Source organism: Bartonella sp. WD16.2, from assembly GCF_002022505.1.
Taxonomy (GTDB): Bacteria; Pseudomonadota; Alphaproteobacteria; order Rhizobiales; family Rhizobiaceae; genus Bartonella.
This window is the reverse complement of the sequence record NZ_CP019781.1, coordinates 1,515,382-1,541,131: the sequence shown is the minus strand read 5'-3', so window position 1 is coordinate 1,541,131 and position 25,750 is coordinate 1,515,382. Positions and strand designations below refer to the sequence as shown.

21 protein-coding genes are annotated in these 25,750 nt (G+C 39.5%); 15 read left to right on the top strand and 6 right to left on the bottom strand.

Annotated features, from left to right (window positions below; genetic code table 11):
• Nucleotide 1: 1 nt before the first annotated feature.
• Complete coding sequence (locus BWD162_RS06765; RefSeq protein WP_078705955.1) at nucleotides 2-829, bottom strand: SapC family protein; 828 nt, start codon at nucleotides 827-829, stop codon at nucleotides 2-4.
• Between the two features lie 131 nt (nucleotides 830-960).
• Here BWD162_RS06765 and rimM point away from each other — a divergent pair, with 131 nt between their 5' ends.
• The 7 genes from rimM to BWD162_RS06730 all read left to right on the top strand — a co-directional run bounded on the left by rimM (nucleotide 961) and on the right by BWD162_RS06730 (nucleotide 7,338).
• Entirely contained in the window at nucleotides 961-1,488 is a 528-nt protein-coding gene (gene rimM / locus BWD162_RS06760) for a ribosome maturation factor RimM (RefSeq protein WP_078705954.1), read from the top strand.
• 57 nt (nucleotides 1,489-1,545) lie between these two features.
• Nucleotides 1,546-2,244, top strand: coding sequence for a tRNA (guanosine(37)-N1)-methyltransferase TrmD (gene trmD, locus BWD162_RS06755; protein WP_078706172.1), 699 nt, complete (start codon nucleotides 1,546-1,548; stop codon nucleotides 2,242-2,244).
• Nucleotides 2,245-2,479: 235 nt separating this feature from the next.
• A complete protein-coding gene (rplS, locus tag BWD162_RS06750) occupies nucleotides 2,480-2,917 on the top strand; it encodes a 50S ribosomal protein L19 (protein ID WP_078706171.1) in 438 nt (145 codons plus the stop codon).
• 970 nt (nucleotides 2,918-3,887) lie between these two features.
• Nucleotides 3,888-4,289, top strand: a complete 402-nt coding sequence (sdhC, locus tag BWD162_RS06745) for a succinate dehydrogenase, cytochrome b556 subunit (RefSeq protein WP_078705953.1) — start codon at nucleotides 3,888-3,890, stop codon at nucleotides 4,287-4,289.
• Nucleotides 4,290-4,307: 18 nt separating this feature from the next.
• A complete protein-coding gene (gene sdhD, locus BWD162_RS06740; protein ID WP_078705952.1) occupies nucleotides 4,308-4,694 on the top strand; it encodes a succinate dehydrogenase, hydrophobic membrane anchor protein in 387 nt (128 codons plus the stop codon).
• A 5-nt stretch (nucleotides 4,695-4,699) separates the two neighbouring features.
• On the top strand, nucleotides 4,700-6,544 hold the full coding sequence (gene sdhA, locus BWD162_RS06735; RefSeq protein WP_078705951.1) for a succinate dehydrogenase flavoprotein subunit: 1,845 nt from the start codon (nucleotides 4,700-4,702) through the stop codon (nucleotides 6,542-6,544).
• A 14-nt stretch (nucleotides 6,545-6,558) separates the two neighbouring features.
• On the top strand, nucleotides 6,559-7,338 hold the full coding sequence (locus BWD162_RS06730) for a succinate dehydrogenase iron-sulfur subunit (protein ID WP_078705950.1): 780 nt from the start codon (nucleotides 6,559-6,561) through the stop codon (nucleotides 7,336-7,338).
• Nucleotides 7,339-7,625: 287 nt separating this feature from the next.
• On the opposite strand, the gene BWD162_RS06725 is transcribed toward BWD162_RS06730, so the two are convergent.
• Nucleotides 7,626-8,858 (bottom strand): ubiquinone biosynthesis hydroxylase, encoded by a 1,233-nt coding sequence (locus BWD162_RS06725; RefSeq protein WP_078705949.1) that lies wholly within the window; start codon nucleotides 8,856-8,858, stop codon nucleotides 7,626-7,628.
• A 222-nt stretch (nucleotides 8,859-9,080) separates the two neighbouring features.
• On the opposite strand from BWD162_RS06725, the gene BWD162_RS06720 reads away from it, so the two are divergent.
• The 6 genes from BWD162_RS06720 (at nucleotide 9,081) to BWD162_RS06695 (ending at nucleotide 17,921) form a co-directional block, all read left to right on the top strand.
• Nucleotides 9,081-11,567: an FtsK/SpoIIIE family DNA translocase gene (locus BWD162_RS06720; RefSeq protein ID WP_078705948.1), complete on the top strand. Its 2,487-nt coding sequence runs from the start codon at nucleotides 9,081-9,083 to the stop codon at nucleotides 11,565-11,567.
• 150 nt (nucleotides 11,568-11,717) lie between these two features.
• Nucleotides 11,718-12,353: a LolA family protein gene (locus tag BWD162_RS06715; RefSeq protein ID WP_078705947.1), complete on the top strand. Its 636-nt coding sequence runs from the start codon at nucleotides 11,718-11,720 to the stop codon at nucleotides 12,351-12,353.
• Complete coding sequence (locus BWD162_RS06710) at nucleotides 12,353-13,168, top strand: exodeoxyribonuclease III (RefSeq protein WP_078705946.1); 816 nt, start codon at nucleotides 12,353-12,355, stop codon at nucleotides 13,166-13,168. The genes BWD162_RS06715 and BWD162_RS06710 overlap by 1 nt, the downstream gene beginning before the upstream one ends.
• Before the next feature lie 59 nt (nucleotides 13,169-13,227).
• Nucleotides 13,228-14,730, top strand: coding sequence for an efflux transporter outer membrane subunit (locus BWD162_RS06705; RefSeq protein WP_078705945.1), 1,503 nt, complete (start codon nucleotides 13,228-13,230; stop codon nucleotides 14,728-14,730).
• A complete protein-coding gene (locus BWD162_RS06700) occupies nucleotides 14,727-15,935 on the top strand; it encodes an efflux RND transporter periplasmic adaptor subunit (RefSeq protein ID WP_078705944.1) in 1,209 nt (402 codons plus the stop codon). The genes BWD162_RS06705 and BWD162_RS06700 overlap by 4 nt, the downstream gene beginning before the upstream one ends.
• A 3-nt stretch (nucleotides 15,936-15,938) precedes the next feature.
• Entirely contained in the window at nucleotides 15,939-17,921 is a 1,983-nt protein-coding gene (locus BWD162_RS06695) for a MacB family efflux pump subunit (protein ID WP_078705943.1), read from the top strand.
• 489 nt (nucleotides 17,922-18,410) lie between these two features.
• Here BWD162_RS06695 and BWD162_RS06690 read toward each other — a convergent pair whose 3' ends face one another.
• The 4 genes from BWD162_RS06690 to BWD162_RS06675 all read right to left on the bottom strand — a co-directional run bounded on the left by BWD162_RS06690 (nucleotide 18,411) and on the right by BWD162_RS06675 (nucleotide 21,627).
• Complete coding sequence (locus BWD162_RS06690) at nucleotides 18,411-19,106, bottom strand: YdcF family protein (protein ID WP_153301018.1); 696 nt, start codon at nucleotides 19,104-19,106, stop codon at nucleotides 18,411-18,413.
• Nucleotides 19,093-20,067 (bottom strand): cell division protein FtsX, encoded by a 975-nt coding sequence (locus BWD162_RS06685; RefSeq protein WP_078705942.1) that lies wholly within the window; start codon nucleotides 20,065-20,067, stop codon nucleotides 19,093-19,095. The genes BWD162_RS06690 and BWD162_RS06685 overlap by 14 nt, the downstream gene beginning before the upstream one ends.
• Nucleotides 20,060-20,719: a cell division ATP-binding protein FtsE gene (gene ftsE, locus BWD162_RS06680; RefSeq protein ID WP_078705941.1), complete on the bottom strand. Its 660-nt coding sequence runs from the start codon at nucleotides 20,717-20,719 to the stop codon at nucleotides 20,060-20,062. Before ftsE ends, BWD162_RS06685 begins: the two co-directional genes overlap by 8 nt.
• 218 nt (nucleotides 20,720-20,937) lie before the next feature.
• Nucleotides 20,938-21,627 carry a YggS family pyridoxal phosphate-dependent enzyme gene (locus BWD162_RS06675; protein ID WP_078705940.1) on the bottom strand — a complete coding sequence of 230 codons (690 nt, stop codon included), beginning with the start codon at nucleotides 21,625-21,627 and terminating at the stop codon, nucleotides 20,938-20,940.
• Between the two features lie 159 nt (nucleotides 21,628-21,786).
• Between BWD162_RS06675 and leuS the strand changes: the two genes are divergently transcribed.
• Together leuS and lptE are read left to right on the top strand one after the other, a co-directional pair.
• Nucleotides 21,787-24,411: a leucine--tRNA ligase gene (leuS, locus tag BWD162_RS06670; RefSeq protein WP_078706169.1), complete on the top strand. Its 2,625-nt coding sequence runs from the start codon at nucleotides 21,787-21,789 to the stop codon at nucleotides 24,409-24,411.
• The gene (lptE, locus tag BWD162_RS06665) at nucleotides 24,398-25,021 is read left to right on the top strand and encodes an LPS assembly lipoprotein LptE (RefSeq protein ID WP_078705939.1); all 624 of its coding nucleotides are present in this window, start codon (nucleotides 24,398-24,400) and stop codon (nucleotides 25,019-25,021) included. Before leuS ends, lptE begins: the two co-directional genes overlap by 14 nt.
• Nucleotides 25,022-25,750: the final 729 nt, after the last annotated feature.

Below are 25,750 nucleotides of genomic sequence, written 5' to 3'. Positions count from 1 at the left end.
CTTAGTTAAGAGTATTTTTCCCTTTTTTAGGTTTTTCAGGACTAGCTTGTCCATTTGTTTTTTCTTTCTGTTCCACAGAATTGGCAGCGGCTTGACTTGCACCTTTTAAAGAGAGAACCTTTAGAAGATTATTCATTGACAGAAGATGCGCAAAAATCCGCCCTAAAAAGCCATTTTTATGCAATTTAGCGAGTTGATGAGCGGGTAATTTATGAAGTTTTTCTTCATCAACAATCCAGAAGTCTTCTAATTGAGCTGAAAGACCTTGGTCATTTTTGACATTAATTGATTTTTGACTAAGAAGATCCATCTTGACAAGGGTATCAATAAATTCAACTGTTCTTTCCATACCAATTTTAAAGTGCTCGAGGAAATTAATACGCTCTTCCATGAAGGGAGAAATAGATCCATCGGAATTAAAAAGTTCTATGCCTGTTACATCATTAAACATACCAGACTGTTGGTCAAAACACACAGAAAGCTCTTTTTGATCTTGTATTTGCGCAAGAACAAAAGGATAACGACGAATAAAGGCGGGAATATAAGTGTCACGTTGCCAACTTTTATCAGCAGTAATGTAATTATTTACATCATTAGAAAGACCTACAAGAGCGATGGATGTGTAGTGACGCTTTTTTTGTTCATCTTCTGCACTCATAAACAAAATAGGGTAGTCTAGAGCAGCTTGAAAATATTCATCACTTGCTAGGGGAACCCAATGAGTATCTTTTGCAAAGGACATGTCTTGTGAGGGATTAAATTTAAGACTTCTGTGAAAAGTTTTGTTGATTGGGGTAACATTTTTATAGAAAAGCATAATATTCGCCATCAGACTTCTCCTTTTTCATTCACTATATGCCATAAAATATATTTTTATAGGATTTTTATATGGCAACAAGCTCTAATGGACAATAATTAAGTATATAATGATTCTTTCTTTTAGAAGAGATAATATTATACATGAAACAAGAGAGAAAAAAACTTAAAAAGGCAATTTGTCTTGCCGTTATTGGGGCTGCCCATGGAATTAGGGGGGATGTTTGGGTTAAGGTATTGGGAGGTGAACCCCAGCGCTTAAAGACTTACGGTGTTTTTTATGATGAAGGAGGGCGTTGTTATGAAATTGCAACATTTCGGGTGCAAAAAAACGATGCAATTGTGCGTTTTAAAGGGGTGGAGGAACGAAGTGCTGCTGAAGCTTTAAAGGGAATTAACCTTTATATTAAGCGAGATCAATTGCTTGATGATTTGACTGAGGATGAATTTTATCAAATCGATTTGATTGGACTTTGCGTTTATGATGATGCAAACAAGCTTCTTGGTGAGGTAAGTGGTTTTTTTAATTTTGGTGCTGGTGATTTGCTTGAAATCCGTTTAGATGGTGGCAAGAGAGAACTCATTCCGTTTAGCAAGGCGGCTGTGCCGAAAATTTGTGTTGCTTCTGGTTTTATTGTGATCAATCCAGTGGCAGCTGGTTTGGTTGCGTGAAAGAAGAACAATAAACAAGTGAGATTTGAACGAAGAGAGTGGGATGAGAAAATGAACATGGGGTTTCAAGCACATATTTTAACACTTTATCCTGAAATGTTTCCAGGATTATTGGGTTATTCTTTAGCAGGGCAGGCTTTAGAGCGAGGGATATGGTCGCTCAATACAGTACAGATTAGAGACTTTGCTTTTGACAAACACCACAGCGTTGATGATACACCGGCTGGTGGGGGTGCTGGTATGGTGATGCGGGCAGATGTGTTAGCTGCTGCAATTGATAGTTGTCCTCCTGATTTACCGAGGTTTTTATTGAGCCCACGGGGACGTCCTTTTAATCAAAACTACGCTCGTTCTTTAGCACGTGGTTTAGGTGTGATATTAATATGTGGTCGTTTTGAAGGGGTTGATGAACGCGTAATAAAAGCGCGAAAATTAGAAGAAATTTCGATTGGTGATTATATTCTTTCAGGTGGAGAGGTGGCTGCATTGGTTCTTATGGATGCAATTGTGCGGCTTTTACCTGGTGTTATGGGCAATAAAGCTTCTGGGGAATGTGAAAGTTTTGAGAATAATTTGCTTGAGTATCCCCATTATACGCGTCCTTCAATTTTTGAAGGGCTTACTATTCCACCGGTATTGATATCAGGTCATCACAAAGCTATTGCAAATTGGCGTCAAGAACAAGCCGAGTGCTTAACACGTCAACGTCGACCTGACCTTTATGCTCTTTATACCGAAAATCTTCGAAAGGCTTGATTCATTTTTAAAGATGGTGTATTGCACAACGCACTTTTAAGAGAGTTTTCTGAAAAGCGCTTTTCTATGGATTTAAAAGAATAAATTCTAAAAAAATAGTGTATTCGCTCTTTTTTAAAGCAGAGCTCAGGTGTTTAAAGCAGAGCCCGAGGACTATCTTTTCTGCATGAAAGGCAGCTTTGTGGTAAGAGTTGAACGCTCTGACTGTTCGAAAAGAACATGAAGGATGAAAGAAATGAATATTATAGCGCAGCTTGAAGCTGAACAATGCGCGAAAATTGAAGAAAAACGCCGATTTCCAGTGTTTCAGGTAGGAGATACGTTGCGCGTTTTGGTGCGTGTAACAGAAGGTACGCGTACACGTGTTCAGGCTTATGAAGGGATTTGCATTGCACGTTCGGGTGGTGGTTTGAATGAGAACTTTACAGTGCGCAAAATTTCTTATGGCGAAGGTGTTGAACGTGTGTTTCCAATGTATTCTCCCTTGGTTGAGGGTGTTGAGATTGTTCGTCGGGGTAAGGTTCGTCGTGCAAAGCTTTATTATCTTCGTGGTTTAAGAGGAAAGGCTGCACGTATCGCTGAAAAGAGAGATTACCGTAAGAATGCTAAGGTTTCTGAGGGAGAAGAAAAAACAGTCGTTGCGGAGAAAATTGAAGACAAAGCTGCTGAATAAATATTTCTTGTTCAAGTTTAAGAAAAAGACGGCTGTTATGCCGCTTTTTTGCTTTGTAAGGGATGATTGCGATTAAAAAAGAACTTCTTTATAAGGGATTTTATAAAAAACAAGAGAGATTCCTATAGAGGTGTTTGGTGATCAAATTTTAGAGAATCACTTTGTTTTATATTAACCTTACAAAATATTTGTAGTGGTTAACTTTAACAATATTTTTTGTAATGAATTGTTTGTTATTTTTTTGATGCAGAAATTTGCTATAAAAAACTATCAAGAAATTGATATGCTCTTATAAAAATGGGACTGGAGGAGGTGTAGGGATAGCGCTCATTGGTCGTGTGAATTAAAAATTATTCCAATAATTTTCGTTATAATGAGTGTTTCAATGTATTTTTATGAAGAAAATGCGGTTTTGATGAAGGAACAAGTGTAAGCAAAGAGCTGTAATATTGTTATTGAAGTTGAATTGGGTATGTGTGGATTATTTGGGTATTCAATCTATTGGATCTCTTGAGAGAGAGTAGTTTGTCTTTAAAAGAGAAGCTTATTAATAAAAAAGTTTGTTTTAATGTTAAGCGTAATTTGAAAGCTTCTCTATCAAGAAGAGCGATATTTGTTTTTCATAATAATTTAAGCTATAGCTAATGATTTAAACCGTCATTATTGTGAAGTATTTCGTTACTATTTAATGATGAAATTTGAGTGCGTTTGAAAAAAATACATGTTTACGTTGAAGAAACAATGTTTAAACCTTTGACGTGAAGATAAAATTGTACTAAACAAAGCAGGCTTTGTAGTTTATTGCTATGAGCTAATCGGTTTTTTTTATGCGCGACCTTTAATCCGTTATTTGAGATAACCGACCTGTATAATGTGCGCCTTTAGGTATCAAAATTGAAATGTGCTTGATCGTTTATACGAGCTTTCTCGTTTACGATGAAGTTGCAATAAAAGTCAGGTCAGAGTTTTTATGATAGAGACATCTAGGATAAAAGATCGCCCTCATTCTCCCCATTTGAGTATTTATCGTTGGTCGATTACTATGGCGATGTCAATTGCACATCGTATCACTGGTGTAGCGCTTTATTTTGGAATGATATGTTTTGCCATTTGGTTGGGGTCAATCGCTTGCGGGGATGATACGTTTAAAACAGTTAATAGGATTTATGGATCTTTCCCGGGGCTTTGCGTTTTATTTCTTTTTACACTTGCGGGGGTTCATCATATGGTTGGCTGTATTCGCCATCTTGTTTGGAATATGAAGCCTTGTCTTTTAGCTAAAGAAAAAGCAACTACAACTGCTTGGGCAACTGTGTTTATTACCCTTATTGTGACATGCGCAATTTGGGTTATTGGATACGGGTTGTTTTGATAGGGGATGGAGAAAAATATGAAAAAAGATTTTCGAACAGAGTTTGGAAAGGTGCGCGGTTTTGGAAGTGCGCATGAGGGAACAGGACATTTTTGGTTAGAAAATCTGACAAGTTTTACCAGTGTGTTGCTTTGGATATTTTTTATTGTTCTTATCATTTCGCTTGCGGGGGAAGACTATGATGTTATTTATACACGACTTTCGCACCCTGTTGTGGCGGTTTTAATGGGGTTAATGACTTTTTCGAGCCTTTATTATATGAAACTTGGAATGCAAGTTGTTATTGAAGATTATATCCCACATGGAAATTTGCGGGTATTGTTTTTAGTATTAAACACCTTGTTTTGTTGTGTTCTGGGTGGCTTCATTATTTTTGCTCTTTTAAAAATCGTATTGGGAGTTTAACCGACATGGTGGCTACAGTATCGTCTTTGGGCCCTAAAGCGGGTCATGCTCCTTATCATTATGTGGATCATAAATTTGATGTTGTTGTTATTGGCGCTGGTGGTTCAGGTCTGCGTGCAACCCTTGGCATGGCTGAACAGGGGTTGAGGACAGCATGTATTACAAAAGTTTTTCCCACTCGTTCGCACACAGTTGCAGCACAAGGCGGTATTGCAGCGTCTCTTGCAAATATGGGGCCTGACAATTGGCAATGGCATATGTATGATACAGTGAAAGGTTCTGATTGGCTTGGCGACACTGATGCGATGGAATATTTGGTGCGCAACGCTCCTGCTGCTGTTTATGAATTAGAGCATTACGGGGTTCCTTTTTCACGTACACAAGAGGGTAAAATTTACCAGCGGCCTTTTGGTGGGCATACGACGCAGTTTGGAGAAGGACCGCCAGTTCAACGTACTTGTGCAGCAGCTGATCGTACTGGACATGCTATTTTGCATGCGCTTTATGGGCAAAGCTTAAAACATAATGCGCAGTTTTTTATTGAATATTTCGCACTTGATTTGATCATGACCGATGGCGTGTGTACAGGTGTTGTGGCATGGAATTTAGATGATGGTACAATTCATCGTTTTTCTGCTAAGATGGTTGTGTTGGCAACAGGTGGTTATGGACGTGCTTATTTTTCCGCTACATCAGCCCATACATGTACAGGTGATGGCGGTGGAATGATTGCACGTGCTGGGTTGCCGCTTCAGGATATGGAGTTTGTTCAATTTCATCCCACGGGTATTTATGGTTCTGGCTGCTTAATCACAGAAGGAGCACGTGGAGAAGGTGGTTATTTGATCAATTCTGAAGGTGAACGCTTTATGGAGCGTTATGCACCTTCTTTTAAAGATTTGGCTTCACGTGATTTGGTTTCACGTTGTATTACGCTTGAAATTCGTGAAGGGCGTGGGGTTGGTGCCAAGAAGGATCATATTCATTTGGTTCTCAATCATATTGATCCTGCTATATTGCATGAGCGTTTACCGGGGATTTCTGAATCAGCGCGAATTTTTGCAGGTGTTGATGTGACAAAAGATCCTATCCCGGTTTTGCCAACGGTCCATTATAATATGGGTGGTATTCCCACCAATTACTATGGGGAAGTTTTAAATCCGACGAATGATTCGCCTGATTGTGTTCAACCGGGGTTGATGGCTGTGGGTGAGGCGGGGTGTGCATCTGTTCACGGTGCCAATCGCTTGGGTTCCAATTCATTGATTGATCTTGTGGTATTTGGGCGTGCGGCTGCAATTCGTGCAGGAAAAGTAATTGACCGCAATGCAGAAATTCCGGCGATGAATGAAACAGCTGTTGATGAAATTATGGCACGTTTTGATCGTTTACGTTTTGCTCAAGGGCATATACCAACGGCGGTGTTGCGTGAAAAAATGCAGCGGACTATGCAGGAAGATGCTGCGGTGTTCCGTACGGCAGATTCTTTAGAACAGGGATGTCAACGTGTAAGTAAACTCTGGAATGAGCTTTCTGATCTTAAAGTAACAGATCGTTCGTTGATTTGGAATTCTGATTTAGTTGAAACATTAGAGCTTGAGAATTTGATGGCGAATGCGATTGTGACAGTTCATTCTGCGGCTGCGCGTTTAGAAAGCCGTGGGGCGCATGCGCGTGAAGATTATCCTGAGCGTGATGACAAAAATTGGCGCCGCCATACACTTTCGCATTTGTCAAAAGATGGGAAAGTAACATTATCCTATCGGCCTGTTCATGTGGATCCATTAACATCTGAGGCGGATGGCGGCATAGACTTAAAGCGCATTGTGCCTAAAAAACGTGTTTACTAAGGGGAGAATGAGTCATGGTTCAAATTAGGCTTCCTAAAAATTCTCGTGTGAAGGCCGGGAAGATTTGGCCTAAACCTGAAGGTGCGACACAGCTGATAGAATTTCACATTTATCGTTGGTCGCCTGATGATGAGGATAATCCTCGTCTTGATACCTATTATGTGGATCGCTCAGCATGTGGTCCGATGATTCTTGATGGTCTTTTGTTTATTAAGAATCATATTGATCCAACTTTGGCGCTTCGTCGGTCGTGTCGTGAGGGCATTTGTGGTTCATGTGCGATGAATATTGATGGGGTCAATACGCTGGCTTGTACTAAAGGGATGGATGATGTGAAACATCCTATCCAGGTGTATCCTCTTCCTTCTATGCCGGTTGTTAAAGATTTGATTCCTGATTTGAAACGTTTTTATGCGCAGCATCGTGCTATTGAACCTTGGTTGCAAACTGTTTCACCTGAGCCTGCAAAAGAGTGGTTACAAAGCTATTCTGATCGTCAAAAAATTGATGGTCTTTATGAATGTATTCTTTGTGCATGTTGTCAAACATCATGTCCAAGTTATTGGTGGAATGGTGACCGTTATTTAGGGCCTGCTGTTTTACTTCAGGCTTATCGTTGGATTGCTGATTCGCGCGATGAAATGAGCGGTGAGCGTCTTGATAATCTGGAGGATCCTTTCCGGCTTTATCGATGCCATACAATTATGAATTGTACACAAACTTGTCCAAAGGGTTTAAATCCGGCTAAAGCGATTGCTGAGATTAAAAAACTTATGGTTGAACGCCGTCTTTAAAAATTTATTAGCTAGAAACAAAAGAAATAGGAGGAAGCGGGGGCGTATATATGCCCCTGTCTTTTTTTATGTTTTGTAAGATGTAGTCATTCAATTTTTTACTGTACGTTTGCTTTTGTGTTGTGCATCTTTGGAATGTATTAGCGACTTAAAATTATGCTTGTGTTTTTGAGATGTGTTAGCATCTTGAGATGCATTTGTGTTTGTGAAAGATGTGTATAGGTGTGGTGCGTAAATAAAGGCTTTTACGGTTAAAAAGAGGGAGTGAGAGGTGCTTTGTATTTAATTTAGAGCGGGAGTCCGCGTAAAAGACGTGGGGCATTTGGGGTAAGGCCGGAAGCTTCTTGAATGAAATATTTTTTTATTTTTGGCCTCTGATTGACAAGTCCAAGACCAACGTCACGCAATACTCTCAAAAATAGGATATCATTAGAAAAGAGCTTGTTGATCCAGTCATTACTCAAAGCCATACGCACAGTTTCGAAGCGTCGCCAGCTTTGGTAGCGTTCAAGAGCGATGATTGATCCGATATCAAGACCTAATCGTGCTGTTTTAATGATAACTTCAGCTAAAGCTGCACTATCACGCAGCCCTAGGTTAAGACCTTGACCTGCAATGGGGTGAATTGTATGGGCAGCATCTCCCACAAGAGCAAAACGAGGTTTTATGCAAGAGTATGCTAGCGAAAGAACTAAGGGAAATCCTTGGCGTTTGCCATCCCAAGTTAGTTTTCCGAATCGGTAACCGATACGTTTTTCGAGTTCTGTTTCAAAAATAGGACGATCAGCTTTAAGGTAATATTGAGCGGTTTGATGGTCTTCATTCCATACAATGGCTGATCGATTGCCTTTAAGAGGCAAAAGAGCAAAAGGCCCGGCAGGCAAAAAATGTTGAATTGCTTGACCATGATGGGGTTTTTCATGCTCGATAGTACATATGATTGCTGTTTGTTTATAAGGGTGCACAAAGTTCTTAAGGTTTGCTTTCTCGCGTAATTTGGAACGTGTTCCGTCGGCTGCAATCAGCAACTGTGTTTGCCAAATTTCTTTATTGCTCAAGGTAACAGTTGTATGGTGGTCTTCTTGGTGAAAATCAACAACACGTGCAGTTTTGATAAAAGAGATATTCAGTTCTTTTACACGTTTTTTTAAAGCAGCAGTAAGCTCTTTATTTTCAATCATAGCGGCAAAGGGCTCGCCAGGAGTAACATCTCCTTCAAAGGTTAAAAGGGTTGGTTTGAAAGGATCATTAATGCGTGCATCGGTGATGAGCATTGAATGAATAGGTTGAGTATGAGGCTTGATATGTTCCCAGCATTGTAATTGCTTCAACATACGAATAGAGGCAGCAGAAATAGCGAGTGCTTGTCTCTTTTTATTAGGTGTATTCTCTTGAGGGGGAGAGTCGACAATGTTTATTTTCAACTCAGGCGCGGCTTGTTTGAGTGCTACTGCAAGTGTTAGGCCAACAATTGCTCCCCCTGCGATGAGAAGATCACATTGTTTTATATTTTGATTCATATTAAAAGACACTACATTTCTTTCTACTTTTGTGTAGTTTATTAGCTCTTAAATGAAATTAATACCCTTTTAAAAAATTATTTTTACAGTCTTAAGTAAGAAATTGTTGTAATAAGAATGGTTAAAATGGCATTAACATTTTAAAACTATAAGCTGTAATGTTTTTAACTATAAACTGTGAAACCAGTTTTTTTATGAAAATTTTATATTTGGAATTGATTGATGCGCCAAGGTTTGCCTTCTGATCATTTATCAGAAAGACGTGATTATCAAAGTCCACGTCTTGTGAATTTATTTTTGCGTCAGATTGGTGCCTTTATTGGGCTTGGGCTTTTGGGTCTTATTATTTTTTGCGTTTTAGCCTTGGCAACATGGAACGTTGTAGACCCATCATTGACTTATGCAAATGCTCATAAGGTTACAAATCTTATGGGCTGGCCTGGTGCAATTTTTTCAGATTTTGCTATACAGTTTTTTGGTTTGGCGAGTTTGTGCATTTTATTGCCTCCATTTTTTTGGTCACTTTTATTGCTGGTACAAAAAGATATTCATAATTTTATATTTCGTCTTTTTTTGTGGGTGGTATCAGCGATTTATTTTTCAGCTGTTTTTGCTTTGTTGACACATTTTGCGTCTTTTACACGTTGGCCATTACCGATTGGCTTTGGAGGCGTTGTGGGTGATAAGGTTTTAAATACTGCTTATTTGTTTTTTCCTTCCTTTTTTGCTTCTTTTTCTTCCTTGCAAATTGCTTTTATAGGTGTTTTTCTTGCTCCTTTAGGTTTTGTGATGGCTGCTGTTGCTGGCAATGTGGCGTGGCGGGGCAAGAATGATGATAAAAAGAAACAAAAAAAGAAAAAGATTAAAATAACGGATTCAGTCGTTGATGAGGTGGAAGAGACTCATCACTCTATCTATGAGGTGCTATTTGGTTCTTTTGCTACGGTTTTTGGAGCAGTTTTGCATTTTCTTTATTTTTTACAAGCTCATTTAGGGCGCTTTTTTTTATGGAGCAAGAATTCTAAGAAACAAGATGATCCTTCTGAACAACAAAATTGGCTCTCTGAGGAGGGGGGAAATGTGTTTGGTCGTGTTGAGCCAGTTTTTTTTGAAGAGGAAGGAAAGCAGGAGTCTTATCACCATAAAGAATCTGTTTCTTCTTCCAAGAGCCGTATTTTAAAGCCATCAAAAGTTGTTTCAAAAAATGGCTTTACGCTTCCACTTTTGGATTATCTTTCTGTTTTTCCACCAGCTGAGAAAGATGAGAGATTGTCTCCTACTGCTTTAAAGGAAAACTCTCGTGAACTTGAGACAATCTTATTAGATTTTGGTGTTAAGGGTAAAATGATTAATGCACGCCCTGGACCAGTTGTGACTTTATATGAATTTGAGCCAGCAGCTGGTATTAAATCTTCACGTATTATTGGTTTAGCCGATGATATTGCCCGTTCAATGCGTGCAATTTCAGCACGTGTTGCTGTTGTTCCAGGACGCAATGTAATTGGCATAGAGTTGCCCAATGCAACACGTGAGACGGTTTATTTGCGGGAAATTTTGCAAGCTCAGGAGTTTTTCCATGACAAAGCAAATTTAGCACTTGCTTTAGGTAAAACAATAGGTGGTGAAACGGTAATTGCAGATTTAGCAAAAATGCCGCATCTTTTGGTAGCAGGTACCACTGGGTCGGGTAAATCTGTTGCTATTAATACAATGATTTTATCGCTTCTTTATCGTATGACACCTGAGCAATGTCGTTTAATTATGATAGATCCTAAGATGCTTGAACTTTCGATTTATGACGGTATTCCGCATTTATTAACGCCGGTGGTAACAGATTCTAAAAAAGCAATGATTGCTCTTAAGTGGGCTGTGCGTGAAATGGAAGAACGCTATAGTAAAATGTCGAAAGTTGGTGTTCGTAATATTGATGGGTTTAATGCACGTTTAAAAGAGGCACAAAGTCAGGGTGAGACATTGACACGAACAGTTCAGGTGGGATTTGATCGCACAACTGGTGAGCCTCTTTATGAGACAGAAACTCTTAATTTAAATCCTATGCCCTATATTGTTGTTATTATTGATGAAATGGCAGATTTGATGCTTGTTGCGGGGAAAGATATTGAAGGGGCAGTTCAACGTTTAGCGCAAATGGCACGCGCTGCTGGTATTCATGTGATTATGGCTACGCAGCGTCCTTCGGTGGATGTTATTACGGGTACGATTAAAGCTAATTTTCCTACACGTATTTCTTTTTCTGTTAGTTCAAAAATTGATAGTCGGACAATTCTCGGTGAACAAGGAGCTGAACAGTTGCTAGGGCAAGGGGATATGCTTTTTATGATGGGAGGGGGGCGTATTCAGCGTGTTCATGGTCCTTTTGTTGCTGATAATGAAGTTGAACAGGTTGTTGCTCATCTGAAAGCTCAAGCGCAGCCTGATTATTTAGAGGCTGTTACACAAGAAACGGCAGATCATGGCGTTGATGTTTCGCTTGTCTCTCCTGCGGAAAATGATCCTTATAGTCAAGCTGTTGCAGTTGTTTTGCGTGATCGTAGAGTTTCAACTTCTTATATTCAGCGTCGTTTAGGGATTGGATATAATCGTGCTGCTTCACTGATTGAGCGAATGGAAGAAGAAGGAATCATTAGTTCTGCTAATCATGCGGGAAAACGAGAAATTTTAGTACCTGCTGAAGAAGAGCCGTGCTAAAGTGAAAATCTTTAAATGGAATTTTTCAAGTAATACCTTTAATGAATATTCACGGATTAAAGGCGTTGTTGGGTGCTTATATTTTGAAGTTTGCTGCTTATATTTCAAGTGAGCATGTGGCTATTTAGGCGATTAGGAGCGTTGTCTGTGATGACAGATTATTTATCATCAAGAAGAACATTTATTGTTTTTGGTTTTATTATTTGTGTGCTGTTGGCTTTGCCTTCTTTTGCACAGTCATCTCGTCAGATAGCGCGAGCTCAAGCTATTGCTAATCATTTTTCCGAGATAAAAACGATGACAGGGGATTTTATTCAGTTTAGCCCAAAGGGCAAAATGAGTGAAGGGACATTTTATTTAGAACGTCCTGGTAAGATTCGTTTTGGTTATAAAGGAGTGCCTTTGCAGATTATAGCAGATGGCAGAACGGTGGGTGTGAACAATCGTGCGCTTAACACTTGGAACCTTTATCAACTTTCTCAAACACCGATGAAATTTCTATTGGATGATAAAATTAATATATCATCAGAGAATTTATTAGCGCTTCGTGAAGATCCAGGGGTGATAACGATTGTTCTGCATGATAAGAGCATTGGCAAAGGGCAGATAAGAATGATTTTTGATTCTAAAACCTATAATTTACGCCAGTGGACAATTGTTGATCAGCAGAATTTGGAAACAACGGTTCAAATTATAAACGTGCGCACAGGGATTCGATTTGCTGATGGAATGTTTACGATTCCTTATAAAAATATTGCAATATCGCGCAATCGGAATGGAAATTGATGTTTTTTCGTATTGCTACTTGGAATATTAATTCTATTCGTTTACGCCTTGCGCAAGTTCTTCAATATTTGGATCTTTTTGCTCCAGATATTTTGTGTTTACAAGAAACAAAATGTCCAGATCATTTATTCCCACGTGAGCCTTTTGAAGCGGCGGGTTATGAGCATATTGCACTAAGTGGTCAAAAATCTTACCATGGTGTGGCGATTGTTTCGCGTTTGCCTTTGTTAGATGTTAAAAAGCGTTTTTTTTGTCAAAAGGAAGAGTGTCGCTATCTTTCAGTGGTTGTTCAGCCCTGTGGTAGGACAATTCGGATTCATAATTTTTATGTTCCTGCTGGGGGTGATGAGCCTGATGTTAATGTGAATGAAAAATTTCGTCATAAGTTGGATTTTTTAGAAGAAATGTCTTCTATCCGAGCTGATCAGGGTGATGGTTTATCTTCTCTTTTGCTGGGTGATTTAAATATTGCTCCTTTAGAAGATGATGTGTGGTCTCATAAAAAATTATTGAACGTTGTCAGTCATACGCCAGTTGAAACAGAGCGTTTACAAGCATTATGTTGTGAAGGAGGGTGGGTTGATTTGATGCGCATTAAATTTCCAGTTCCTACTAAGCTTTATACATGGTGGAGTTACCGCGCACGTGATTTTGCTCTTGCTGACCGTGGGCGGCGGCTTGATCATATTTGGTCTTCGCCAGATTTAGCGCCTTTTATGGATGATCTTTCGATTTTTCGTGCTGCACGAGGGGAACCTCAACCTTCCGATCACGTTCCAGTACAGACAGTATTTGATTTTTCACGTGAAGTTTGAAATAAATACTTGGAAAAGAAACATAGCTAGGTTTATTTGAAGACCACGCAAGAGGATGGATGCGGATGAGTACTTTAAAGTGGATTGCTTCAAAGAGCTTTTACTATAGTTTCTTCTCTGCATTTTTGATATTGTCAGGATGTGCTGTTGGCCCTGATTATCATAAGACATCTTTTAGTGTTCCAGCAATTTGGGGCAAGCAATCTTCTCAAATATCTAATCATCCAGTTGCACTTGCGGGATGGTGGCGGCGTTTTAATGATCCTGTTTTAGATGGACTAATCGATGATGCGATATCTGGCAATAATAACGTTGCTATTGCAAAAGCACGTGTTCGTGAGGCTCGTGCCAGTGTGGGGCAAACAGCAGGGTATCTTGCACCAAGTATTTCTAGTTCAATTTCGGGCAATCGTTTTTCTGAACAACCTGATGTACTTTTAAGTCAATATCGTGGTGGTTTTGATGCTAGCTGGGAGCTTGATCTTTTTGGGGGTCATAAGCGAGCAGTTGAGGCAGCCCGTTATGGTCTTGATAGTGCTGTAGAAGATATGCGAGCAACCATGGTAACATTGTTGGGAGATGTGGCAACAAATTATGTTGAGATGCGTGGTTGGCAACAAAAACTATTGATTGCACGCCGGATCGTTGTGTCGCAGCGTGAAACTTTTGAACTGATGCGTACCAAATTGGCTGCTGGTGAGGCTTCAGAACTTGATTTTTCAAATGCACAAGCACAAATGGCTAATACAGAGGCTGATATATTTCAAATGGAAGCTAATTTAGCGATGAGCATTCATCGTCTTTCTGTTTTGACTGGTCGTGTTCCTACGGCTTTGGAGGCTTTTTTACAAAAGAGCGCTAAAAAAGAGGGAGCAATTCCACAACCGCAGTGGCCGATACCTGCAGGAATTCCAGCTGATATTTTGTTAACACGTCCAGATTTACGGCGTGCAGAGCGCCAATATGCCCAAGCTACTGCACGCATTGGTCAACGTGAGGCAGATCTTTACCCATCAATCACCTTAACGGGTCGTATTTCAACAGCGGCAACACAGATTGGTCATTTGGGAAAAAAATCAACCATTGGTTGGTCTTTTGGTCCTGGTCTTAATTTTCCTTTTTTTGATGGGGGGCAGAGAGTAGCATCGGTTGAAATGGCACGTGCACAGCGTGATCAAGCGTTTATTACTTATCGGGCAGAAGTGCTAAGTGCTTTAGAAGATGTAGAAAATGCACTAGTGAGACTTTATAAGGAACATCAGCGTTTAGAAAAACTGGTAGTTGCAAATGCAGCTGCTTTGCGTTCATTAAAACTTTCTCAGCTCCTTTTTGAGAGTGGGAATATTAGTTTCTTTGAGTTTTTAGATGCGCGTCGTTCATATTATTCTGCGCAAATGGCACTTAAAAATAGCTATGTTACTGTTGCTTTACAGTATATTGCGCTGATGAAAGCATTAGGTGGTGGTTGGGATGGTGTGGTTGATGTTTCACGTTCGGAAATAGTGGATGGAGTGACCGGGTTACGCGTGAGAGTAAATGAGGGAGAAAAAATTCAATCATGATGAAATACAGCCTGAAACGCAAAAAGCTTATTTTATGTATTGTGGCTTTTCTTGTCGTATTTTTAGGGGGTATTCGTACTCTTTTTTTTGGAAATTCCACACAAGCTTACATCACAGCGGTGGTGAAACGTGGTGATATTGAAGAAAGTGTTTTAGCTTCTGGTATTGTACGTCCTTATCGGCTTGTTGCTGTTGGTGCACGCGCGACAGGGCGCGTTATTGCGGTGCATGTTTCGCCTGGAAGTATTGTGAAAGAAGGAGATTTATTGGCAGAGATTGATCCTACAGATCAGAAAAATGATCTGAAAAGGAAAAAAGCTGTTCTATCTCATTATTATGCCAGTTTAGTCGAACAAGAAGCCCACCTTACTTTAGCACAAAAAAATTTAGCACGTCAAAAAGAGATGATCAAAGCACATGCGATTTCACGTGCTAACTTTGATGAAGCGGCAATACAAGTAAAAATACGTGAAGCCCAGATTGCTCAGCTTCGAGAGCAAATTGTGCAAGCACAAATTGATGTTAAGAGTGCAGAGGTTAATTTAAGCTATACACGGATAACGGCGCCTTCGTCAGGCACAGTTTTAGCAACAGTTGTTGAAGAAGGACAAAATGTTAATGCAGTTCAATCCGTGCCAACAATTGTTATTTTAGGGGATTTGTCAAAAATGACAGTGAAAGCACAAATTTCAGAAGCTGATATTTTGAAGGTTCACGCTGGACAAGCACTTTATTTCACGATTTTTGGTGATTCACAGCGCCGTTATAATGGGATATTAGAGACGGTAGAGCCTGCACCTGAAGCTATTCGTAATGATATTAGTATTCATCCTGAGATGTCTGGAGGGAGTAGTGCTTTAGCATCATCAGCTATTTATTATAATGGGCTTGTGCATGTGGACAATAAAGACAATTTTTTACGCACTTATATGACAGCTCAAGTTCATATTATCTTAGGTCGTTCGCGCAATGTATTGTTGGTGCCAAGTGATGCCTTACATGATGAGACAAAAGAACATAAAGCGTGGGTTTGGCTTTTGGTTGGTAAAAATAAGGTAGTTGCAAAACAAGTGACTATTGGGCTCAATAATAAGGTAATGGCTGAGGTTGTTTCAGGATTAAATGAAGGTGATGTAGTGATTACTGGTTCAAATGATAGACTGAGATTAGAAGATATCGATTGGCAAAACGAAGACGAGATCTAAAACATGGAAACAAAGCAGACAGATGCTGTCCTTGTCTTGGAAAATATCACGCGCGAATTTCGTGCAGGCGAAACGCTGGTTCCTATTTTAAAAAATATTAATTTAATCATTAAACGTGGTGAAATGGTAGCTATTGTAGGGGCTTCTGGTTCAGGAAAATCCACGTTGATGAATATTTTAGGTTGCCTTGATCGACCAAGTGGGGGACGTTATTGGGTTTCAGGAAAAGAGATCGCTTCACTTTCAGCTGATGACTTGTCAGCTTTACGGCGCAATCATTTTGGATTTATTTTTCAGCGTTATCATTTGTTGCATGAATTAACAGCTCTTGGGAATGTTGAAATGCCAGCCATTTATGCACGGTGTGCATCGGCGATACGAAGAAAGCGTGCACAAAGTCTTTTAACACGTTTAGGGATGGGTGAGCGCATGAATCATCTCCCTAATCAGCTTTCAGGGGGTCAACAACAACGTGTGTCGATTGCTCGTGCTTTAATGAATGATGCTGATGTTATTCTTGCAGATGAACCAACAGGTGCACTAGATAAACATAGTGGCCAAGAAGTTTTGCGTATTTTAGACGAGCTTCATCAAGAAGGGCGCACCATTGTTATTGTGACTCATGATATGGATGTAGCTCAAAGAGCACAGCGCATTGTTGAGATTAGTGATGGGGAAATTATTTCTGATAATGTATCACAAGTTAAAAAGGTAAGAAGTGATATTGAGCCTCTTCATGGGGGACAAGGTCTAAAAGATCATCAACAACTTGGAGTTTTTCGTTCTTTTATGGATCGTTTCTATGAGGCATTTACTATGGCTTTGTTTGCTATGAATGCACACCGGATGCGAACTTTTTTAACAATGCTTGGGGTGATTATCGGCATTGCGTCAGTTATTGCGATGGTGTCTTTGGGTAATGGGACTCAAAAGAAAATTCTTGAAAATTTTAAGAGTTTGGGCACAAATATATTAACAATTTTACCGGGTAAGAGTTTTTCTGATCCACTAGCAGACAAGATAACAAGTTTGGTTGAAGATGATGCACAAGCGTTATCGGGACTACCTTATGTTGATGGTGTAACACCTCAGATTTCAGTGAGTTCGACAGTTTATTATGGTGGTATTGAAGCCAATGCTGTGATTGTTGGTGTGGGAGAACAATTTTTTCAAACACACGGGTTTAGCGTTGTTGAAGGACAATTGTTTAATCGACAAAGTGTGCGTGATCGAGCAGTTGATTTGGTGATTGAAAAGGAAGCCATTGCTTCTCTTTTTCCTCATAGTCATGAAAGTCCTGTTGGGAAAGTGGTGCGTGTGGGTAAGGTGCCTGCGCGTATTGTTGGTGTGGTGGCTTCGAACAATGAAGCAGGTGTATCAAATACACTCCAGGTTTATTTGCCTTATACTGCTGTGCAAACCCGTTTTCTTGGAACAACAATTGTTCGTGCAATTACTGTAAAAATTGCTGATGATGTCGATTCAAAGTTAGCAGAAGCTGAAGTACGGCGTTTTTTAATTACGCGACATGGTCAGGAAGATTTTTTCATTAGAAATTCAGAATCATTTCGTCAACGTCTTATGCAAAGTACACAGATTTTAACGCTTTTAGTGACTTCAATTGCAGCAATTTCACTGATTGTGGGGGGCATTGGGGTGATGAATATTATGCTTGTGACTGTTTCTGAACGGATCAGTGAGATTGGCGTGCGCATGGCGGTTGGTGCACGTCAGAGTGATATTTTACAACAATTTCTAATCGAAGCAGTTTTGATGTGTGCAATTGGTGGGAGTTTTGGGATTCTTTTAGGGCTTTCTGTTGGCAGCTTGTTTTCACTGTTGTCTCTACCTATTCAATTGGTTTATACGATAAATTCAATCGTTATAGCCTTTGTTTTTTCAGCCTTTATTGGAGTGTGTTTTGGTTTTTTTCCAGCACGCAAGGCTTCACAGCTTGATCCTGTGATTGCTCTGGCACGTGATTAAGAGGCCAATCTAAAGAAGAATTATGATTGTCATAATAGGTTTGCAACAGCGTTGATGGGTATGTTTTAATGAACATAAAGCTGATGATGTTGCGTTGAGTTTTATAGTTTGGCTTTTTGCATATGATTAAGGGATAATGGGATTTAGGTTAATACCGTTATGGTTGAGTGTTCATTATTCTCGCGTGTTTTTAATTGACCTTAAAATTAGAAGGTTTCTTGTATTTTGCAAGATTCATAGCAGAAAGATATGACTGTATATGAAGGGTATGGCTATATTGATTAGCTTATAAGGGTCTTTGAACTGAGTTAATGAAAGGGGGGATGTTTTGATGTTTGTCAAAAGAATCAGGATATGGAACCGTGCTTATAGATAGCACAAAAGTATAATAGGGTATAAGAAGAAGAATCTTGTGTGATCTAAGATAAAAGCAAGAGCTTAAGTTTTTCAATTAAGAAAATTTATGACAAGTGAAGTGGTGTGTGAAGATCAAAACGCGGTTCTGATATATACTCCAATGTTTTTAATATATTCAGAAACAAGAATGCGCATTTGATTGATTTGTTTGACCCAACTGCCTGTTGTATTCTCTTTAATGGGATATGCGATGAAATGTATATGGGGCATTAAATATTTAAGTTCGAGCAAAGAGCGCACCATATGATAATCATGTGTGACAATATAAACTGTCTTATAATTGTGTTTTTTGATCCAGGCAGCGCTTTCTTGAGCATTGCCTTTGGTATTGGTTGCTTCATATCCAAAATCAATACGAGAAGACAAAAGGTGCGAATTGATATATGTAGCGTCAATCAGTTTATTAAGGTCAATTGTTGTGTTGACTCCGCTGATCAATAGTTGAGAACCAAGCCCTTTTTGCAAGAGTTCAACCCCTGTTTTTATTCGATTTTCTCCACCTGTAAGAACGATGATTGCATCTGCTTGTGGCAAAGGGTTTGGGGGGGTTAAGTGCTCTATTTTTTCCGAGAAAGTAACAAATGTAACACCAATGAGCAAAATTGTGATAAAAAGAACAAGGACTGTTAATGGCACATAACGTGAAAAGCGTTTATAGAACCGTAGAACATTTGTGATGGATTTTGCAATGCAACACTTTTGTGGATTATTGCCTGATGATAGTTGAGGATAAGGTGAATTGTGGAGCATGACACTAAAATAAACCATTTTCGCGCTGATCAATTTTTTTAAGTTGTGCTAAAATAGTAATCCGACTCGTTAGTGTAGTGAGAAGGGACACAAAAAGAATAAGGATAAGAATTTTTTCATAAGTGGCGAAATTTACTGAGAAATGTCCAAACAAGGCGGTGATTTGACTGCTTTGTGCTGTGCCGAGGTTATTGTTTATCCAGAAGAAAAAAGCACTAAAGAGAAGTGCACTTGTCACACCACCATACAATGCACCACGCAATGCTGTTTTGAAAAAATGCCAATCAAATTGTTTGGTAATGAAATGGGTTTCAGTACCCAGAAAATATAAGACATTGATAATATGAGAATTTTCTGCAAGTGCGTTGCGTGTTGCAAAGATAATTGTGAGCATAAGAGAGCTTAAAACCAGTGCTAAAATTGAAAAGCCAATAAGAACAGTTGTTTGTGCCATTGTCGCAAAACGATTGACCCAGAAGCGATGATCATCAAACTGACCACCTGGGATATGTGTTTTAATGGCTTGATTAATGGCGTGAAAATCGGTTTTTTCATTCTTGTTTAAAGTGACAATAATGAGCCGGGGAATGGGCAATTTGCTCAAAGTTAAGCCTGATCCAAGCCATGGTTCAAGCAATTTTTCAGTGGCTGTTTGATCAACAATTTTGGCTTCTTTCACACCATGAAATGTAGTGACTAATTGAACTGCATTGCGCAGAGCTTGCTCAATATCGACATTCTCAACGGGATGTATGTGAATTGTTGCTTCATTGTTAATTTGAGTACTCCAATTATGAGCAGCTTGGTGTACTAGATCAACACTGCTTAATGTTAAACTTGCAAGAAATGTCATAATAGCAATCACAACAACCAAAGCTTTTCCAGAAATATTGTCACTGGGAATAATAGCAGTTTTAGTTGTTTTATTGCGTGTAAAAATTAATTTTTGAATGCGAAAAATGGGGAAAGACTTAATCATAAATTGTCATCCGTCCATTATGAAGAATCATACGTCGTGCTGCGACTTGATCCATCAATGTGACATCATGGGTGGCAATGACGACAGCTGTTCCAAAGCGATTTAATTCAATAAATAAGCGCAAAAGGCGTTTTGCTAAAGGTGAATCAACATTTCCTGTGGGTTCATCAGCAAGAAGGATTTCAGGTTGATCAATGAGCGCGCGTGCAATTGCTACTCTTTGCTTTTCTCCACCTGAAAGAACAGGTGGTAAAGCATGAATATGGTTTCCAAGACCAACCCATTGTAAAAGATCTTCTACTTCACTACGATATGTTGCTTCTTCTTGTCCTTTAATGCGTAGAGGTAATGCGACATTTTCATAAGTTGTCATATGGTCAAGTAAGCGAAAATCTTGAAAGACGACACCAATGCGTTGCCGTAAAGCAGGAAGCTCTTGTCGTTTAAGTAAGGCTGTATCACTTCCAAACAGATCAATATGACCGCGCGTTGGTTTGAGGGCTAGAAACATAAGACGCATCAAGGATGTTTTACCCGCGCCCGATGCTCCAGTTAAAAATTGAAATGATCCATGCGGAATGTGAAAGCTTATATCATGGAGAATTTCAGGCCCCATCCCATAGCGCAAACCGACATTTTCAAAACGAATCACTCTAAATTACCACTTTTGTTTTGAATTTAAGCCATTATCATTGACTTTTTTTATAATAGTTTCAAGTTTTTTCAGTTTGTACACTCAATGTTCTTTGTTCTTTAAATGCTCTCTTTATCATTCTTTTTAATTGATTGGTGATTTGAGAGTGGATATATGAGCCGCTTTTTGGAAAAAGGGGTATGTAATTTTTAAGCAAAAGGGTGTTTAGAGGGTGTTTAGAGTGGACGTTGCCCAAACAAAGCTGTGCCAATACGAAGGACATTTGCACCAAATTGAAGAGCGGTTTTAAAGTCATTTGACATACCCATAGACAGTTTTGAAACACCGGCTTTTTTTGCAAGTTTAGCTAGAAAAGCAAAATAAGGGCCAGAATTTTCTTCAACGGGTGGAATTGTCATCAGGCCTATAATATCAAGCCCATATTGATCTTTGCATAGGGTTACAAAATCGGCCACCTCTTGTGGTGGAATGCCACTTTTTTGTGGTTCTAATCCGATATTGACTTGAACATAACAGGGAAGATACTTTTTTTGTCTGTGCATTTCTTCAGATAATTTTTGAGCTATTTTTTCACGGTCGACAGTTTGAATAACATCAAAAATTTTGACAGCTTCTGCTACTTTATTGGATTGTAAAGGGCCGATAAGATGGAGTTTTATAGCTTCAAATTGCTGTCGTAGGTGAGGCCATTTTTGCGTGGCTTCTTGTACACGATTTTCACCAAAGAGTAATTGACCTGCTTGTAACAGTGGAACAATTTGTTCTGCAGTAACAGTTTTTGAAACAGCAATGAACTCAACACTTTCTAATGAGCGGTGATAGTCTTTACATGTTGTGGCAATGTCTTGTTGAAGATTTTTCCACGCATCAATAGTATTAATGGGGGAAGCATTGAGTGTGCTCATGTTTTGTTGTTCCTGTTTTTTGTTTAAAGTCTTGAGTCATTGTTTATAAAAGCTTTTAAAATTTCTATTGAAGAGGTTGACGATAGCTTTAATCCATGGTGAAGCATTTACAAAGCTTTTTGGTTTAATTTTGTAAAGAGTATAAAGAGTATAATGGGAATGACAATTGAGCGCTATAATCCACGTGTACGCGAACAACAATGGCAAGCAGTTTGGGATGAGAAAAAAATTTTTCAAACCTCTCATGATGATGGGCGTGAGAAATATTACGTTTTAGAGATGTTCCCCTATCCTTCAGGGCGCATTCATATGGGGCATGTGCGCAATTATACCATGGGAGATGTTGTTGCACGTTATAAACGTGCGAAAGGGTTTAATGTGCTGCACCCCATGGGGTGGGATGCTTTTGGTATGCCAGCTGAAAATGCTGCTATGCAAAATAAGGTGCATCCAAAAGTTTGGACCTATCAAAATATTGCAGTTATGCGTGGGCAATTGAAGCAATTGGGGCTTTCTTTGGATTGGTCGCGTGAGTTTGCAACGTGCGATGTGGAATATTATCATCGTCAACAAATGATCTTCCTTGACCTTTATGAAAAGGGACTGATTGCACGTAAAGTGGCCAAGGTAAATTGGGACCCCGTTGACCACACAGTTTTAGCCAATGAGCAGGTTGTGGATGGAAGAGGTTGGCGTTCTGGTGCTTTGGTTGAACAGCGAGAATTGACGCAGTGGTTTTTTAAAATCAGTGATTTTAGTGAAGATTTGTTAGCAGGGCTTGAAAGGCTTGATAAATGGCCAGAAAAAGTCCGCATTATGCAAAAAAACTGGATTGGTAAGTCACAAGGGCTTTTGATTAGTTGGGCTTTAGATAAGCCAAATATGGCTGATGATATATGCCAAGCATTTGATGAGGTTGTCTGTTATTCAACACGTCCAGATACTTTATTTGGAGCATCTTTTTTAGCACTTTCTATAGATCATCCGATTGCACAGACACTCGCACAACAAGATAAAGAACTTGCTGATTTTATTGAAAATTGTCGGTGCGGTAGCACGACAACTGCGGCACTTGAAACAGCTGAAAAACAAGGATTTTGCACAAAGCTTTTGGCTGTTCATCCATTTGATGCAACGGTGCGTATTCCTATCTATGTCGCTAATTTTGTATTCATGGATTATGGAACAGGTGCTATTTTTGGGTGTCCTGCTCATGATCAAAGGGATTTAGATTTTGCACGTAAATATAATCTTCCTGTACGAGCGGTGGTTTTGCCAAAAGATACTGATGCCAAGGATTTTACGATTTCTGACACAGCTTACAGTGGTGAAGGAGTCATGATTAATTCAGACTTTTTGAATGGTTTTACGGTGAAGGAGGCTTTTGAAGCGGTTGCTAAACGCCTTGAAGAACAGGTCTTAAATGGTCAGCCTCAGGGGCAGAGAGCTGTGCAATTTCGATTGCGTGATTGGGGAATTTCGCGTCAACGGTATTGGGGTTGCCCGATTCCTATGGTTCATTGCACTACTTGCGGGGTGGTTCCTGTAGCACGCGCTGATTTGCCAGTTGTCTTGCCTGATGATGTGACTTTTGATAAGCCTGGCAATCCTCTTACACGCCATGAAAAATGGCAAGAGGTGACTTGCCCTTCTTGTGGCCAGTTGGCAAAACGCGAAACCGATACAATGGATACATTTGTGGATTCTTCTTGGTATTATGCGCGTTTTATCACACCTCAAGCACAAGAACCAACAGACAGCCAAGCAACGGCACAGTGGTTGCCTGTTCAGCAATATATTGGTGGTATTGAACATGCGATTTTACATCTTTTATATGCACGTTTTTTTATGCGTGCGATGAAGCTTTCTGGCCATGTTAGTGTGGATGAGCCCTTTGAAGGGTTGTTTACGCAAGGCATGGTTGTCCATGAAACCTACCGAGATGAACAAGGGTGGGTCGCACCAGAAGAGGTTTCAATTGTTGAAAAAGATGGGAAGCGCCAGGCTTATAAATTGACTGATCAGAGTCATGTGACGATTGGTTCAATTGAAAAAATGTCGAAATCAAAAAAGAATATCATTGATCCTGATGATATTATTGCTTCTTATGGGGCAGATACGGTGCGCTGGTTTATGTTGTCTGATTCTCCTCCTGAGCGTGATGTTATTTGGACAGAAGCGGGAATTGAAGGAGCGCATCGCTTTGTACAACGCATTTGGCGCTGTGTGGCTTTGAGTGCCTCAGTTTTAAAGGAAGTTGAGCCGCGCACAGGCCACAAAGGTGAGGCTTTGATGCTTTCAAAAGCAGCACATCGTACGCTTTGTGCTGTGGAAGATGATTTAGAAAAGCTTGCCTTTAATCGGGCAGTTGCGCGCCTTTATGAATTATTAAATACAATGACGCCATTTTTAAATAAGGTGGAAAATATTGATGATGAGATGAAGTCAGCTTTGCGCCAAGCAATGGATTTTTTCTTTGCAATGATTGCACCTATCATGCCGCATTTGGCAGAGGAATGTCATGCTGCCTTTGGGGGGAAAACACTGATTTGTGAGCTTTCCTGGCCTGTTTTTGACCCTGCATTGATAGTTGAAGAGTTTATTACTTTGCCGGTGCAGATTAATGGTAAAAAACGTGGCGATATCACCCTTTGTGTGACAGCCAATAAAGAGGAAATTGAAGAGGCAGTTTTGGCTCTTGAATGTGTTAAAGCGCAGTTGGTAGAAAAGTCAGTGAAGAAAATTATTATTGTTCCACAAAGGATTATCAATGTCGTTATTTAAATGGGTGTTTTGTGCTGGTTTTGCTTGTTGTTTGTTCATGCTTCTTTATGGGTGTAGCGTTGAGCCTCTTTATCGTCAAAAGGTTCAAAGGGGGATACAGGTGGGATCACAAATGGGGCCGCAGGTGGGGTCACAACCGGGTGGTACTGCCTTGCATGGGAAGCATGCAGGTGTGGTTTCTCCAGATCTTGCTGCAAAATTTGCCACAGTTGTTGTTGAGGAACCTTCAGATCGTTTTGGTCAGATGGTCCGCAATCGTTTACTGTTTCTTATGTATGGCAATGGAAGCAAACCTTCAGTTCCGGTTTATCAATTATCGTTGCATACATCGGTTGCTACACACACATCTGTGCAAGTCGAGATTTATGAAGATCCAGATGGAATGGGGCGTTCTTCTGTTGGGACAGTGATAAGCAGGGCTTCTTATATGTTAAGAGATATGAACAATGTTGTTGTTGCTCAAGGAAAAGGAGCCATAAGTGCATCTTTTGACCGATTTCGTCAAGAATATGCGACAGTGCAAGCTGAAGAAAATGCGCAAAAGCGTGTAGCTGAAGAGTTGGCTGAGCAGATTTTTATGTTGCTTTCAAAGGATCTTGCAAAACTTTAAGCTCTTTTCATGCAATAGCTTATTCATATAATAATTTAAAGTTTGATTTGAGCTTAAAGTCTGGTTGGTGTTTGTTCAAGGGGGCTGAAAAATACTAATTGACTGAAAATATTTGTAATCTCTTTATCAGTTACAGGTGTTTGAGCACAAGATTATTTCTGAAAAATGGGTGGTTATATTTGTACTGCTTAATATTGTTTTTTGCATGATGAATATGCAGATGGGGGTGATTTAAGTTTGTATTATTTATGAGTGGTGCAAATTTCATAAAAGCAGCTCTATAGCATTGATTGTACAATCATTAAGCTTTCTGACAAAGGGGAAGGTAGAAGTAAAGGGGAGAAGTAAAGGTTGCTTTCTGATTTTGTAGAAAGCCAAAGTTTGCATAGTGTAAAAACGTTTTGTGTGGCGCAAAAACATAAAGTGAGATTTTTTTGAAATCCTTGTATTGTAAATGCTTTATAGGTTTTTGATCTATCAAACCTTAAGGAAGGTTTGGTACAGATATTAAAGGAAGTTTGGAAGACTAGTGTCTACAATTTTTGTTAAAATGGCAGCTTCTTTCATGATAGTTTCAAGTTTTGTTGCGGTAATTTGAAGGAAGGCAGGCCTTTTAATGAGAGCACAAATTGTTTTGGTGTTATTTTGATACCATCTTAAAAAATGTCGTTGAATTTTAAAATAAAAAGGAATTAGTGGTGGTGCACTTTAATGTAAATTATGTAAATA